Origin of the sequence: Frankia sp. AgPm24, from assembly GCF_023243055.1 — a bacterium.
In the GTDB taxonomy this organism is placed as follows: Bacteria; Actinomycetota; Actinomycetes; order Frankiales; family Frankiaceae; genus Frankia; species Frankia umida.
In genome coordinates this window covers 1-12719 of record NZ_JALKFW010000165.1, presented here as the reverse complement: position 1 = coordinate 12719, position 12719 = coordinate 1, and the positions used below count along the sequence as shown (strand labels likewise).

Annotated in this window: 9 protein-coding genes and 1 pseudogene; 6 read left to right on the top strand and 4 right to left on the bottom strand. The window is 71.8% G+C overall.

Going from position 1 to position 12719, the window contains the following annotated elements; genetic code table 11:
- Positions 1 to 184 precede the first annotated feature (184 nt).
- A complete protein-coding gene (locus MXD61_RS09625; RefSeq protein ID WP_248812494.1) occupies positions 185 to 3397 on the top strand; it encodes an ATP-binding cassette domain-containing protein in 3213 nt (1070 codons plus the stop codon).
- Positions 3397 to 4173, top strand: a complete 777-nt coding sequence (locus tag MXD61_RS09620) for an ABC transporter ATP-binding protein (RefSeq protein WP_374628699.1) — start codon at positions 3397 to 3399, stop codon at positions 4171 to 4173. Before MXD61_RS09625 ends, MXD61_RS09620 begins: the two co-directional genes overlap by 1 nt.
- A gap of 111 nt (positions 4174 to 4284) precedes the next feature.
- Here the strand turns inward: MXD61_RS09620 and MXD61_RS09615 are convergent, their stop codons facing one another.
- The 3 genes and pseudogenes from MXD61_RS09615 to soxR form a co-directional block, all read right to left on the bottom strand.
- Positions 4285 to 5577: an ABC transporter substrate-binding protein gene (locus MXD61_RS09615; RefSeq protein WP_248812493.1), complete on the bottom strand. Its 1293-nt coding sequence runs from the start codon at positions 5575 to 5577 to the stop codon at positions 4285 to 4287.
- Between the two features lie 375 nt (positions 5578 to 5952).
- Entirely contained in the window at positions 5953 to 6852 is a 900-nt protein-coding gene (locus MXD61_RS09610) for an NADPH-dependent FMN reductase (protein ID WP_248812492.1), read from the bottom strand.
- A gap of 501 nt (positions 6853 to 7353) precedes the next feature.
- Positions 7354 to 7803: pseudogene (gene soxR, locus MXD61_RS09605) on the bottom strand (redox-sensitive transcriptional activator SoxR); the annotation flags it as partial.
- Between the two features lie 417 nt (positions 7804 to 8220).
- On the opposite strand from soxR, the gene galT reads away from it, so the two are divergent.
- Both galT and MXD61_RS09595 read left to right on the top strand, forming a co-directional pair.
- On the top strand, positions 8221 to 9648 hold the full coding sequence (gene galT / locus MXD61_RS09600; protein WP_248812491.1) for a galactose-1-phosphate uridylyltransferase: 1428 nt from the start codon (positions 8221 to 8223) through the stop codon (positions 9646 to 9648).
- 49 nt (positions 9649 to 9697) lie between these two features.
- Complete coding sequence (locus MXD61_RS09595) at positions 9698 to 10045, top strand: hypothetical protein (RefSeq protein WP_283096671.1); 348 nt, start codon at positions 9698 to 9700, stop codon at positions 10043 to 10045.
- Between the two features lie 40 nt (positions 10046 to 10085).
- Here the strand turns inward: MXD61_RS09595 and tnpA are convergent, their stop codons facing one another.
- Positions 10086 to 10502, bottom strand: a complete 417-nt coding sequence (gene tnpA / locus MXD61_RS09590; RefSeq protein WP_248812490.1) for an IS200/IS605 family transposase — start codon at positions 10500 to 10502, stop codon at positions 10086 to 10088.
- Between the two features lie 22 nt (positions 10503 to 10524).
- On the opposite strand from tnpA, the gene MXD61_RS09585 reads away from it, so the two are divergent.
- On the top strand, positions 10525 to 11754 hold the full coding sequence (locus MXD61_RS09585) for a transposase (RefSeq protein ID WP_248812489.1): 1230 nt from the start codon (positions 10525 to 10527) through the stop codon (positions 11752 to 11754).
- Between the two features lie 50 nt (positions 11755 to 11804).
- Positions 11805 to 11984 (top strand): hypothetical protein, encoded by a 180-nt coding sequence (locus MXD61_RS09580; RefSeq protein WP_248812488.1) that lies wholly within the window; start codon positions 11805 to 11807, stop codon positions 11982 to 11984.
- Positions 11985 to 12719 lie beyond the last annotated feature (735 nt).

The following is a 12719-nucleotide window of genomic DNA, read 5'->3' as shown; positions in this document are numbered from 1 at the left end:
TGCCGTGATCGGGAATCCAGGTCTCCTGCCGACCTGCCCCGACCAGGCCACGCGCGATCGGGCATGATCAGGTAGGCCCTGGTGTGATCGGGCGTGGTCGGGATACGGCGGTGGGGGGAACCGCCGGGGGATAACGGTAGGGCGCGGCCGGGAGGCACGCGTCCAGAGCAGATGTGGACCGGTCGTGGACGACGTCATGGGTTTCGCCCTGCTCAGTCTTGGTTCTGGTGCGCTCTACGCACTGGTCGCCGCCGGGGTGGTGGTGATCGCCCGTGGCGCCGGCGTGCTCAACATGGCGCAGGGCGCGCTGGTCGCCTGGTCGGCCTACGTCCTGCATGGGCTGCACGGGCCATGGGGGCTGCCCCTGCTGCCCGCGGCGGTGCTGGCGGTGGCCTCGACCTCGGCGATCGGTGTCGCCTTCCACATCCTGGTGATGCGCCCGCTGCGGGAGGCCACGGCACTGCTGCGGCTGATGGCGACCCTCGGGCTACTGATCATCCTCGAGTCGTCGTTGACGCTGATGTTCGCCGGCGCCGTGCGAACGTCCCCGGCGGTGCTGCCCCGCGGCAGCGTGGAACTGGCCGGCACGGACATCGAGGTCAGCATCTTCGTTCGGCTCGGCGCGGTCGCGGTGCTGGTCGGGGCGTTGTGGGCGGTGTTCCGGTTCACCACGCTGGGGCTCGCCGCGACCGCCGCCACCGAGAACCCGCGGGCCGCGGAGACCTTCGGCTGGTCGGTGGACGCGCTGGCCGCCGCGGCCTGGGGTGTCGGCGCGGGCCTCGCGGGCCTCGCCGGTGTGCTGCTCGCGCCGCTGCAGAACCCGCTGTCCTCGGCGAACCTGCTGCTGCTGATCGTGCCGGCGCTCGCCGTGGCCCTGATCGGACGGTTCCACTCGTTTCCGGTGGTGCTCGTCGGCGGGCTCGTCCTCGGCCTGGTCGAGGTGGAGACCCAGTACGAACTGGTGGCGCATCACCCGTTCTGGCGGGGCGTCGACCGGGCCATCCCGCTGGCCGTCATCGTCTTCTACCTCGCGGTGCGTGGCCGTGGCCTGCCCGAACGGGGCCATGTCGCCGAACGTCATCCGGTGCTCGGCAGTGGACGGGTCCATCCGCGCGCCCTCGCTGTCGTGCTCGCGGCCACGCTCGCCGCGGTGTGGTGGGTGCTGCCCACCGACTGGGTGGACGCGCTCGACGCGAACGCCCTGTGGGCGCTCATCCTGCTGTCGGTGGTGGTGCTGGTCGGGTTCACCGGGCAGCTTTCGCTCGGGCAGCTGGCCTTCTCCGGTATCGCCGCGCTGATCGCCGGACGCCTGGTGGCGACCCGTGGCTGGCCGCTGGAGGCGGCGATGGCCGTCGGTGTCGCCGGGACCGCGCTGGTCGGACTGCTGTTCGCGCTCCCGGCGCTGCGCACCCGGGGGCTCCAGCTGGCCGTGGTCACGCTGGGCCTCGGTGCGGCGGTCGACGCGCTGCTGTTCCAACGGGGCTACCACTCGCCACCCCCCGACGGGGCCGGTGGGCTTGGCTCGCTGTTCGGTGACCTGGCCCGTCCGGAGGGGACGGTGGTGGGCCACCAGCGTTTCCTGGGGGTGCGGCTGGACCCGCTGGGTGATCCGCGGGGCTTCGCGACCCTGTCGGTGGTCGCGTTCGTGCTCGTCGCGCTCGCGGTGGCCAACCTGCGTCGGGGCCGGGCCGGACGCCGCCTCATCGCCGTGCGTACCAACGAGCGGGCCGCGGCGGCGCTGGGCATCAGCGTGGTCGGCGCCAAGCTGTACGCGTTCGCGCTCTCGGCGGCGATCGCCGGATTCGGCGGTGTGCTCTACGCGTTCTACCTGTTCGGCGAGAACGGCAACATCGACTACGGCCATGGGAACTTCTCGCCGTTCCCGTCGATCCTGCTGATCTCCTACGCGGTGGTCGGCGGGGTGGGCTGGGTCAGCGGCGCGTTCACCGGGGCGCTGCTCGCCCCCGGGGCCCTGCTGGCCCGTGCGGGGATGGCGCTGGGAGGGTGGATCAGTCGGCTCGGATGGCTGCTTCGGGTGCTGCTCGCCGCGGTCGGTGGCCTGCTGGGTTTCGCCGGGATGGCGGCGCTGCACCGCGATCCGCGCACCGCGTACCGCCTGGGCGCGGGGCACCGCCTGGTCGGCCCAGGCGCCCGCCGCCCGCTGCTCTGGCTCGGCGCCGTTCTCGGTGCGGCCATCGCGGCCCTGCTCAGCGGCGCGTTGCGACATGTACTGACCCATCCGGACCGGTACGTGCCGCTGATCGGCGGGATCATCCTCGTCGTCGTCCTGTCCCGCTCCGGCGGTGGGATGGCGCCGGAGAACGCCCGCGCTGCCGCCGCGCTCTACGACCGCTTCGTCCCGCGCGCCGCCGAACGCCGCGGCCGCGCCGACGCCACCCGCCTGCACCGCGCCCTGGGCCCCACCTCCCGGTCGGACGAGGGCACCGGCCCGGCGAGTACGGCAGGCCCGGTGAGTACGGCCGGTTCGGTGAGTACGGCCGGGTCGCCGGGTGCGGGCTGGTCGGGGCGGGGGGGCCGATCGGGGGAACCGGCGACGTTGTCGGTGTGGGGGCTCACGGTCCGGTTCGGGGCGGTGGCGGCGGTACGGGACGTCGACCTGCGGGTCGAACCGGGTCAGGTGGTCGGCATGATCGGCCCGAACGGCGCGGGCAAGACGACGGTGATCGACGCGATCACCGGCTACACGCCGTCCACCGTGCGGTCGATGACGCTGGGCGACATCAGGGTGGACCGGCTGTCCGCGCATCGTCGGGCCCGGGCCGGGATCAGCCGGTCGTTCCAGAACCTCGAGCTCTTCGACGACCTCACGGTGCTCGAGAACATCCAGGCTGCCAGTGATCGTCGCGACGCCGCCGCCTATCTCACCGATCTGGTACTGCCGCGGTCACGTCCGCTGCCGGCGCCGGCGCTTGCCGCCATCGACGCCTTCGGCCTGCGCGACGATCTGCTGCGTACTGTCTCCGACCTGCCCTACGGACGTCGTCGTCTGCTGGCGATCGCCCGCGCCATCGCCGCGGGGCCGGGGGTGCTGCTGCTCGACGAGCCGTGCGCGGGACTGGACGAGTCCGAAAGCGCCGAGGTCGCAGCCCTGCTGCGCCGGCTCGCCGACGACTGGGGACTCGGAATTCTGCTCAACGAACATGACATGGATGTGATCATGGGAGTCTGCGACCGGGTCGTGGTGCTCGACGCCGGCGAACTGATCGCCGAGGGACCACCCGCCAGGGTGGCCGCCGACCCACGCGTGCGCACCGCCTATCTCGGCGATCCGGGTACCGACGAGCCGGCGACCCGTCACCGTCCGTCGTCCTCGTCGGGTGCGGTCTCCTCGGCGATGTTCTCGTCGCCAAGGCCGACCCGGGTGGAGAAGGTCTGATGGCCCGCCTGCTGTCGCGCGGAGCCACGGGCCCGGGTGCGAAGGCGTCCCGGGGCCGGGGTGCCGGGGCTGACATCAGCGGCCGGCCGGTGATGCTGGCCGCCCGCGGGCTGTCCGCGGGGTACGGGGCCGGGCCGGTCGTGCGGGACCTTGACCTGGAGGTCCGGGTGGGGGAGGTCGTCGCCCTGCTGGGCCCGAACGGGGCGGGCAAGACGACGACGCTGCTGGCCCTCGCCGGCGCCCTGGTCCCGATGGGCGGTGCCGTCCACATCGATGGGAAGCCGTCCCGGGCGCCCCTGCACGAACGGGCCAGGCGGGGTCTGAGCCTGGTGCCGGAGGAGCGTTCGGTCGTGATGAGCCTGACCGTGCGGGAGAACCTGCGGGTCGGGCGGTGCGACCCCGACCTGGCCCTGGGGATCTTCCCCGAACTGGGCGAACACCTCGACCGCCGGGCCGGTCTGCTCTCCGGCGGGCAGCAGCAGATGGTCGCCCTCGCCCGGGCCCTCGCGCGACGGCCCACGATCCTGCTCGCCGACGAACTGTCCCTCGGTCTCGCCCCCCAGGTCGTCCAGCGTCTGCTCGGGGCCGTGCGCGCCGCGGCTGACGCCGGGCTCGCCGTCGTCCTCGTCGAACAGCACGTGCGCAGCGCCCTGGCCGTCGCCGATCGGGTCCACGTGCTGCGCCACGGCACGGTGGCCTGGTCCGGGACGGCCGCCGAGGCGAAGGCCGACCGCGACCTGCTGCTCGGCGCCTACCTCCCCCTCGACACACCCTGATCGTCGCCCCACGTCACCGTCCACCCACCTGCGGGCGGGATGCGCGGGATGCCGCCCGGTGCTCTCCGTGCGGGTGGGGGAGACGGTTCGAGGACGGCGGCGGGGCGGGGGCTAGCCGGCGGCGCGGCGCAGGATGTCGAGGCCGTTGTAGGTCTCGTTCCCCAGGGAGACGAAGGACTTCGAGGCACTGTCCCAGCGGGCGCCGCGCAGGGTCGAGTTGAAGATGCGCTCGGCTCCGGGGATCGGGGTGGGAGTCGTCAGGTCCAGCGGGGGGATGATGCCGCCGAGGTCGAGGTTCCTCGTCCTGTTCAGCTGGGCGAGCAGGCTCGCCGCGGTCAGGTCGCCGGAAACCTGGTTGCCGACCTTCTCGGCGATCTGCACGGACAGCCAGGCGCCCGTGGTGGACGTGCTCGAGCGCAGGGCCGGGGCCGCGTCGGCGTCACCGGTGGCCTGCTCGGCGTCGAGTTCGCGGACCATCCGGGCCACCTCGGGGTACTGGCTGGTCTGGCTGAGCTCGGGGAACGCGGTGGCGACGACGAGACGGTCGGCGGCCGAGCCGAGTGTGGCCAGGAAGGTCGGGGAGAGGGTGCCGGCGGCGTGGCAGGTGCGGACCTGCTGGCCGGACTTCGCGATGACGGCGTAGGCGGCCTGGTCGAACACGACGAGGACCGCACCGTCCGCGCCGGAGCGGGACAGCTGGGTGATCGTCGGTGCGAAGTCACTGGTGGTGATCGGAATGCGGATCTTCGGGTCGATCGGGTGGCCCACCGCCTTGCCGCCACCGACGGCCATCGTGATCAGACGGTCGCTGGCGCTGAGGTCGTACCCGACCAGACCGATGTGCGTGGCGCCGGCCTTGGCGAGCAGGCTCGGGCAGACCGCCGGGTAGAAGGTCAGGGGGCTGATGACGAAGCTGATCGGCGAGCTGAGTTCGGAACCGTCCGCGGAGACACCGGCCGAGCCGATCGACGGGATGCCGGCCTTGGCCAGGATGGGCATGATCCCGCCGGACCCGCTGATCTCGCCGACCACGGCCAGCACGTGTTCGTCCACCGCCCGCTCGGCGCACTTCTTCGCGGTGGCGGCGTCGTTGCGCTCGTTGCAGTGCTCGAGGACGACCGGGTGCCCGCCGATGCCGCCGCGGGCGTTGACGCCACGCACGGCGGCCTTCGTCGCGGCGACCATGTCGGGATAGTTGGTGCCGGCGGTACCCGTCGGCGCGATGATCATCAGCTTGACCGGCGAGCCCTTGGCTCCGCCCGAACCGGACGTCGAGCCACTCGAGCCACTCGAGCCAGCCGAGCCGTCCGAGCCGGAACCGCCACCGCAGGCGGCGAGTGTGGCCGCGAGAACGGCGGCCACCGCCGTCACGGCCAGCCTGCCCAGCCCGGATCGTCCTCGCACCCTGCCGCCTCCTCGTTCGTGTCCTGACCGCGCTGCCCGAGAGCAGCGACCGTGCGCCCGGGATGCCCCCTACGGGGACTACACATCTGACTACCTCGATAACCCGACAGGAGCGTCGAGCACCGGATGTCGCGTCGCGGGTAGCACCTCTGGGCTACGCACACGCCATGTGATGGCACGCCGAGGCCACGGTGCGAAGCCCCGGATGACGCAGCGGGTGATGTGCCACCGAGGTTCCGTCACGGTAGACCGGCGCGATCCCCGCGCGATCAGGGGGGTGAACTTCCGCGGTGCGACCGGCGCACCCGGCGCGGGCCCCGGCGCTGGCGCGTCAGGGCCCGCGGGCGGCGAGGACCGCGGCGGACCGCGGCGGGTTCAGATGACCTGGGACCAGGCGTAGGTGAAGCCCATGATCTGGTCGACGAGGGTCTCCAGGGCGTTCGCGGTGGTCTGGTCGGTGAGGCGGCCGTCGGCGTCGGCGATGGTGGGGGAGGCCGAGGTGTCGAGGGTGATGCCCTGGGGCGTCGGCCAGCCGCGCAGGGAGTGGACGGTCGAGCGCAACGCGGTCATCGCCGTCCCCGCCGAATGGGCGTTCGGGGCGGTGACGATCAGCCCGACCGGCCGACCGTCGAGGTAGGGGCGGGGTGCGCCGTGCAGATCGTCGAGGTAGTCGAGGGCGTTGCTGACCAGACCGGAGACCCTGCCGTGATGCGCGGTCGTCGCGAGGACCAGCGCATCGCACTGCTCGACGGCGGCCAGCAGCCGCAGTGCCCCCGGCCCGCGCTCGGGTCGCTCGGGGGCGTACATCGGCAGATCGAGTTCACCGGACCCGAACAGCAGCGTCTCCGCCCCGGCCTGCGCCATCGTGCCCAGCGCGCCGGCGAGCAGCCACTGGGTGAGCGAGTTGGGCTGGGTCGTGCCACCAAGCCCGACGATCATCGGACGCCGTCGCCGGGTCCGCACCGTCCCCAGGCCCCCGGAGGCCGTCCCGTTCAGCCCACCAGCAGGTATCCCGCCCAGGCCAGGCCCGGACGCCGAGAGCGCCCCGAGATCGCTCGCGGTCAGTGTGCCCAGTGGGCTGGCCGCCCCGGCCCCCATCCCACTGTCGGACGGTCCAGTGCCGAGACCGCCGCCTGGTCCGGTCGGGCCGGTGCGGCGGGACGTCCGCGTGGGCAGTGGGCGAGGCGCCTCGGACGCGGCCAGCGGACCTGTGTCGCCCGTGTGCTCGCCCGACTCGCCTCCCGACGACCACCCCGCGCCGTACGAATCCCCCACGATCCCTCCTAGGTCCCTGTGCCCGGCCGTTTCACGTGTGTCCGTCGGTTACCGGTCACCCTCGGACGACCGAACCCCCACCTTTGTTCCTATCGGACCCGTGGAGATCGTGCACAGACGGGGGGTACGGGTTACTATCCCGGCCGGAAGTTTCGAGATCTGGACAGTCCGGTGTCAAGGTCGCGGCGAATTCGCAATGTGATCTTCTTGTTGGCTTGCGCAGGTCCGCCGCCGGTCAACAAAAGGCGTTTCGCCGGTCCCGCGGATCCCGCCAGGTTCGCCTGTTTCAGTCACCTGAGCTGGCCCGTCAGGTATCACGTCGGCCGTGGTGACCGTCGCGCCGGCCCGAACATCGCCCGCGGTCGCACAGTCCAACTCATCGCTCGGGTGGCAGGCCGGCTCGTCCACGACGCTGTCGGAGCACCCGCCGGTCGGCTCGCCCGCCGGCTCGACGCCCAGCAATGGTGACGGACGGTGGCCGCCGTGGTGGCCGTGGCCCGCGCGGCGCAACGCCGGGGGGAAGACGCGGGCACCGGAGCCGTAGGCACCGACCCAGTCATTCGGATTGGAGATCCGGCAGCGGCGCAGCGACAGACAGCCGCAGCCGATGCAGGCGTCCAGGCCGTCCCGCAGCGCGGTGAGCGCCTCGATCTCCTCGTCCAGCCGGGACCGCCAGCGGCGCGAGATCACCGTCCAGTCCGCCTTGGTGGGGGTGCGGGAGTCGGGGAGCGCGGCCAGCGCCGCGGCGACCTCGTCCAGGCTCAGGCCGACCGCGGTCGCCGCCCGGATGAACGCGAGGCGGCGCAGCACGTGTCGCTCGTAACGCCGCTGCCCGCCGCTGGTGCGGGTAGCGGTCAGCAGGCCCTGTCGCTCGTAGTAACGCAGCGCGGACGGCGCGAAGCCGCTTCGTGCGGACAGGTCGCCGACGGTCATCAGGTCGGTGGGAAGCATGGCCCCAGTGTAAGGAGGTGAAGTTGAGTTCAGGTTTATGTTTTTGCCGAACCTGTGCCGCCGCCGGCCGGTTCCTCCGGCGCACCCGCGGCTGGGGGGTGTGCCACCCGGCTGGGGGTGCGGTCGGCCGGCGGGCGGCGATCCGGGTGCACTGTGATCCGTGTTGCAGGGCCCACGCCGGACCGGCCCGGCGGCGCTGCGTGGTGTGTCACACCGGGGTCGTGGCCTCGGCGTGCGGTTGCGGTACGGCTGCCCATCCGGTCAGCTGGTGAGCACATCGTGGTCGAGGGAACTCCCGGGGTAGTCGTTCGAGGGTCGTACGGGCGGGCCGGTGCGCCTGGACCGTCCGCGCCGACCCGCCGGGGTGGTCCACACAGGCCCGCGTGCCCGCGCCCGCCATGGCAGGCTGTCCAAGCGATGGACGACACCACGCATCGGCGGTTCAACCCGCTCACCGGTCGCTGGGTCCTGGTCTCCCCGGGCCGTGTGCGCCGCCCGTGGCACGGCGGCCAGGATGCCCCCGTCCTACCGTCGCCAGCCGCCCACGACCCGCACTGCGACCTGTGCCCCGGCAACCGACGCGCCGGTGGCGCCCGTAACCCCGACTACCGCGGCACGTACGTCTTCACCAACGACTTCCCGGCGCTTCAGCCCGCACCGAACCCCACGCCTCCCCCCGGCCCCGACCCCGGTCCCGGCCACATCGTCGAGGATCTCCCGCTCCCGTCCCAGCCTCCGGCGTCGACCTCGCCATCGGCCGCGCCGACCAGCTCCGCCACCGGGTCCGTCCCGGCACCCGGCGTCGTCGCGCGGGAAGCCCTCCTCGCCGCCTCCGACAGCCCCGCCGCCTCCGACAGCCCCGGCACGTCCGGCAGCCCCGGCACGTCCGACGGCGCCGCCGGGCGGGAAGGTGTCGCTGGCGTCGACCGTGTCGCGCGGGCGAGCGACGTTCCCGCGGTCGATCCCACCGGGTCCGGGCTGCTGCGTAGCGCGCCCGCGCACGGGACCTGCCGGGTCATCTGCTTCGGCCCCGATCACGGCCGGGGACTCGTCGACATGTCCCACGCCGAGGTGCGCGCCGTCGTCGAGACCTGGGCGGCGCAGGACGCCGAGCTCTCCCGCCGGTGGCGTTGGGTGCAGATCTTCGAGAACCGCGGGACGGCGATGGGCGCGTCGAACCCGCATCCGCACGGCCAGGTCTGGGCCTGTGACGCGCTGCCCGACGAAGCCGCCGCCGAGGACACCCACCAGCGCGAGCACTACGCCCGGTCAGGTCGGTCGCTGCTGCTGGACTACATCCGCGCCGAAACGGCCGCCGCCGAACGGATCGTCCTGGACGAGGAGGACTGGCTGGTCGTGGTCCCCTACTGGGCGATGTGGCCGTTCGAGACCCTGCTGCTGCCGCGCCGTCCCGTCACCCGCCTCGCCGAACTGGACGACACCCAGCGCAGCGGCCTCGCCCATGTCCTCGGCCGCCTGCTCACCGGCTACGACGCCCTGTTCGACTACCCGTTCCCGTTCTCCATGGGATGGCACGGCGCCCCCGGCCCGCATCCCACCGTGACCAGGGTCGGCGCGGCGGAGCGCCCCGAGACCGTCTGGCAGCTGCACGCCCATGTCTACCCGCCGCTGCTACGGTCACCGACGATCCGCAAACACGTCGTCGGCTACGAGATGTTCGCCGAGCCCGCACGCGACATGACCCCCGAGGACGCCGCCGGCCGCCTGCGCACGGTGATGTCGGCCTCCTGGGACAGCGCGGTGACCCTGCCACCGTCCGGCCTGACCATGGCCCAGGTCGCCGCCCTGTCCAACGCCTCGCCCGGCCCCGTCCGCCTCCCGTGACCCCCCACCCTCCGCACGGGCCAGCGGATGGGCCCGGTACGTGGAAGGCATGGTCGTCCAGCTCGCCGCCGCGGGCGTTGACCTGACTGCCTGGCACGGTGCGTTGACCAGCGACATACCTGTGGGAGCCGGGCTGTCGTCGTCCGCCGCACTCGAACTGGCGGTGGCGGTGGCGGGTCTCTCCCTGGCCCGGACGGGCCAGCAGGGCACGACCTCTCCCGACGCGCCGTCACGCATGCCGCCGACGGTGCCGCCGATGGACGGGTCAGGACTGGCCCGCGTGGTGGATGTGGTGGAACTGGCCCGATGGGGCCAGCGGGCGGAGAACGAGTGGGTCGGCGCGGCCACGGGGCTACCAAGTTGCGGGCGAGTGCTTCGGTCTTCAGGCCGGGGGTGAAGGCCCGCTCGGGGAGGCCGCTTCGCGGTCTGGGTGTGTTCTAGGCCGGGTGTTCCTGCTGCTCGATGTACTGGCGGAGCATGGTCAGCGGCGCCCCGCCGACGGAGCCGGCGAAGTACGACGCGGACCAGAGCCGGTTGGCCCGCCAGTAGTGCTGGGCGAGTTCGGGGAACTCCTGCCGCATCCTGCGGGACGAGACGCCCTTGAGGCTGTTGACCAGTCGGGCGAGTGCGACCTTCGGTGGGAAGTTGACGAGAAGGTGGACGTGCTCACTCTCGCCGTTGAACTCGGCCAGTTCGACGTCGAAGTCTGCGCACACCGCTCGCGTGATCTCTTCGAGCCGGGTCAGGTGCCTGTCCTCGAACACGCGGTGCCGGTACTTGGTCGTGAAGACCAAGTGGGCGTGGAGCACGAAAACGCAGTGCCTGCCAGTGCGAATGTCGAGGTCAGAAGCCATAGACCAAGTGTACGATGGTGGGGTGCAGCTTCGGTACAACTACCGCTTGGACCCGTCGCCGGGCCAGGTGGCGGCGTTGTCCCGGGCGTTGGGCTGTGCCCGGGTCGTGTTCAACGACGGGCTGAGACTGCGGCAGGACGCCCGCGTGGCCGGGCTGGCCTATGTCTGCGACGGGGAGTTGTCCCGGCGGATCCTCACCGAGGCGAAGCGGACCCCAAAGCGGGCATGGCTCGGCGAGGTGTCCGCCGTGGTGCTCCAGCAGGCGCTGGCCGACCTGAACACCGCCTACCGGAACTTCTTCTCCTCCCTGTCGGGGAAGCGGAAAGGCCGGAAGGTCTCCCCGCCGCGGTTCCGGTCACGGAAGGACAACCGGCAGGCGATCAGGTTCACGAAGAACGCCCGGTTCACGGTCACGGCGGGGCGGAAGCTGCGCCTACCGAAGATCGGGGATGTGGCGGTGCGCTGGTCGCGGGACCTGCCCGCCGAACCATCGTCGGTGAGCGTGATCCGGGATGCGGCGGGACGGTATTTCGCGTCGTTCGTCGTGCGGACGGCGGACGAGCCGTGGGCGGCGGTCGAGGCCGAGGTGGGCATCGACCTGGGTCTGGCGCACTTCGCGATCCTCTCGGATGGCACGAAGGTCACCTCACCGACGTTCCTGCGCCGCGCGCACCGTAAGCTGCGCCGGTTACAGAAAGACCTGTGCCGTAAGAAGAAAGGCAGCGGTAACCGCAGGAAAGCCGTTGTCAGGGTAGCCCGCGTACACGCGCAGGTGGCCGACGCCCGGCGGGACTGGCAGCACAAGCTCTCCACGGCGATCATCCGCGAGAACCAAGCGGTCTACGTCGAGGATCTGTGTGTCACCGGTCTTGGTCGGACCCGGCTGGCGCGGTCGGTGCACGACGCGGGCTGGTCCCAGTTCGTCGGCATGCTGGAGTACAAGGCCGCCCGGTACGGTCGGACGTTCGCGAAGGTGGACAGGTTCTTTCCGTCGTCGCAGGTGTGTTCGGCCTGTGGGGTGAAGGACGGGCCGAAGCCGCTGGACGTGCGGGCGTGGTCGTGCCCGGCCTGCGGCATCGTCCACGACCGGGAGGTGAACGCGGCCCGGAACATCCAGACCGAAGGACGCAGGGTCGCCGCCGGACAGGCGGAGACCGTACACGCCCGTGGAGTGCGAGTCAGACCGGCACCTGTGCCGGCATCGCGCCGCGAAACGGGAACCCGCCAGAAGCTCACGCCCACAGCGGCGTAGCAGGCTGGAATCTCCACCCTTCAGGGTGGAGAGGATGTCAAGGCGCCCGGATGACCGGCGGTGGTTTCGCCGGATGTGCGATCGCCATCGTCGACCGCACCCAGGTGGATGCCTTCGGCTCGACGTTCCGTCCCGCCTACACCGCACGGACCGGACGTCGCGCAGTCCTCCACATCTGCGCGGCCTCCGACGGCACCTCCATCACCACTCTCGACCTCGCGACCTCGTGACCTGGTGCTCTCGTGATCTGGTGATCCGCCAACCCGGTGACCTCGCGACCCGGTGACCCGGTGACCCGGTGACGTCGTAACCCGGCAGCCGGACCTGGCCGGCTGACCCGGTGGGTTGACCTGGCCGACTGTCTCCCGGGCGGCGTCCCCCCGGGTGGCGTCCGAGCTTCTTTGGACGTTGGGTGCGCGCCCGGTGACTTTTGGGTGTGGAATGCCGAGTGCTCGCCGTTGCCGAGGTATATGCGAGGGCGCGCCGAGGGTTTTTCGGGAAATGGGCCACTTGATTACCGAACAACCCTCGGCATGAGCTGGAGCGGGCCGCGCCGGTCGCCTTCTTCGTTGCGGAGCGTGGTTCTCGGTCGCGTCGGGTGAGTGGTGGAGTGCGAAGGTCGGCTTCGGACGACCGCATCGCCGAGGTTCAGGCGATTCTGCTGAGCTTGGCGAAGGATCTGGAGCCGATCCTTTTCACTGGACCCCGGCAGATTCGATCAAGGACCTTTGTGGCCCGCGTGAAAGGGGCGGGGGAAACGCCATCGGCGATAGGGGCCGAATGGCGTCGGCGGCGAGGGATGGGTGTTGCCAATGGTAATGGGTTGGGTGCTTGTGGCGACGGCTGCAGCCGGGGTGGACGGAGGCGGCTGGAGGTGGCCGGGATCGGTGGGGAGGGGAGGGACGGAGGCGGATGGAGGGCCGGGATCGCGGGGGACGGAGGGCCGGGATCGCGGGGGACGGAGG